Source organism: Frankia sp. CcWB3 (genome assembly GCF_977927595.1).
The window spans coordinates 1-2,177 of the sequence record NZ_CDWRCK010000320.1 but is presented as its reverse complement, the minus strand read 5'-3'; the positions used below and the strand labels follow the sequence as shown (position 1 = coordinate 2,177).

The following is a 2,177-nucleotide window of genomic DNA, read 5'->3' as shown; positions in this document are numbered from 1 at the left end:
CCAGGATGCCGGGAGCCGGCCGAGCAGCCCGCCGTCCGCCGCGTGTCGCGGCGGGCCGGCTGCGCCGCCGTCGGCGGGATCCTGCACCGAGCCGTCCGTGCCCCGGCGGGGTACCGGGACGGTGCGCCACGACTGGTCGTCGTCCGGCGGTGGCGTCGGCCGGTTGGCCAGGGGATGGGTCGGCTGATCGGGCTGGTCGGGGTCCAGCGGCGCGCCGCCGCCGTTGCCGCCGCCGTTGCCGGGCCCCGCGCTCAGCGGCGGGCGGGCCTGCCAGGGGGTGAGAGCCAGCGCCGCAGCCCGGTCGGCATCGGCCGGGGTGCGGACCGCGGAGTCCGAGACCAGGCGGCGGACCAGCTCGGCGGCGCTCGGGCGCTCCTCCGGCCGACGGGCGAGCGATGCGCGCACCAGCGGGGCGAGTTTCGCCGGCACGCCGGCGATGTCGGGTGGTCGGTCCTCGCGCATCCTGGTCAGCACGTCGGACTGCTCGGAGGCGAACGGCGGATGTCCCGTCGCCGCGTACGTCACGCAGGCGCCCCAGGCGAACACGTCGGCGGGGGGCCCGGCCCGTTCCCCGCGCAGCTGCTCGGGCGCCATCCAGGCCAGCGTGCCAATGAGAATCCCGGTCCGGGTGTGGCTGGGGATCCCCGAGGCCCGCGCGATGCCGAAGTCGATGACCTTCGGGCCGTCCCAGGCCAGCAGGATGTTCGAGGGCGTGAGGTCGCGGTGCACCACTCCGGCGGCATGGATGGCGATCAGCGCGTCGGCGAGTCCCACGCTGAAGCCGTGCAGCAGCCGTTCCTCCAGCCGGCCGTGGCGCAGCACCGCGTCGGCGAGGTTGGTGCCCTCCACGTATTCGGTCGCCAGCCACGGCGACGTGGCCTCGGGATCGGCATCGAGCACCGCCGCGACCGCCCGGCCGTGCACCCGGCGGGCGGCGGCCACCTCGCGGCGGAACCGTTCCCGGAATTCGGGGTCGTCAGCGAACCGGGCGTCGGGAACCTTCACCGCGGCGGCCCGGCCGTCGGCGTTGAAACCGAGGTACACGGTGCCCATGCCGCCAGCGCCGATCCGGTTGTGGATCGTGAACGGGCCGACGTGGCGCGGGTCGTCGTCAACAAGCGGGGTCAGCATCGTGCCGCCTGTTCTGGTCGCCGCGCCCGGTCCTGCGCCCGGCGGCGCGCCCGGCCGTGAGACTCGGAATGCCGGGGCTCACCCGAAAGCTCACTCCTTCGTCGGCGGTGGGCACGGGCCGGGGCCCGGTGGCCGCCGGCCCGCGCCCACCGGTGTCCACGGCGTTCACGGCGTTCACGGCCCCGCGAGACCCCTAACCCTGAACCGTAATGCTTCCAGCGCAGCGATGTGCGGCTGGGCGCGGAGGCGGGCGCGTCGGGTTCGCCACCCGGCACCGCCCGCCGCCACCCGGACCCCGGCGGATGGCGGCCCTACCGTCGGCTGCCGGAGACATTCGGGTCGCTCGGTGGAATCTTGTCCAGGGTGGAGAAGTTCGTGCCGGTCCAGCGGAAGCGGACGTCGGCGTGGCCCGATGGGGCATCGACCGGGTCCCGCGGGTCGTAGGTGGCATAGCGCAGCACGACCTCATGATCGTTGCGTTGGCGCTGGAGGGTGATGTGCGCGCTGGGTGCCTTCGTGTCCGTACCACGGTACTCACCGTCGGCGAAGACGAAGGCGAGCTGCCGGGGGGTGTCCCCGGCCGGCTGGCCGGTGCCGATCACGACGTTCAGTCGCCGGCCGGCCGCGTAGGTGCTCATGTCCGGCTCATAGCCCTTCCGGCGCACCGTGGCGGCGGCGTCGGCGGCGGACAGCGTCGCCGTGGTCGCCGTCGGGCTCGCCGCCGTGGTCGCCACCGGCGTCGGGCTCGCTGACGCCGACGCCTGCGCCCGCGCCGATGCGGGCCCGGTCGTGGCGGGCGGCGCGGCGGCCTGCGGCGGACCCGTCGTCCCGGCGGCCGTCCCCCCCGTCGCCAGCGGGTTCGGCGTCGACCCCGTGACGGTGGGCGTGTCGTCGCCACGGTTGAGCACCAGGGCCGCCGCGAGGCCCCCACCGAGCAGCATCGCGAGCAGCGCGGCCACCGCCACGGCGGCTCCACGCCGCCCGTCGCCCCCGCTCCCGCCTCTGCCTCTGCCTCTGCCCAGCCCGACACGCCACCCGTCGTCCTC

The 2,177-nt window shown here is 75.8% G+C and carries 2 protein-coding genes; both read right to left on the bottom strand.

Annotated elements, in window-relative coordinates; all coding sequences use genetic code 11:
• A partial coding sequence (locus ACY5KJ_RS18335; RefSeq protein WP_462203940.1) for a serine/threonine-protein kinase occupies positions 1 to 1,131 on the bottom strand: 1,131 nt, incomplete at its 3' end.
• Between the two features lie 311 nt (positions 1,132 to 1,442).
• The coding region (locus tag ACY5KJ_RS18330; RefSeq protein WP_462203939.1) for an LppP/LprE family lipoprotein at positions 1,443 to 2,177 on the bottom strand (735 nt) is incomplete at its 5' end.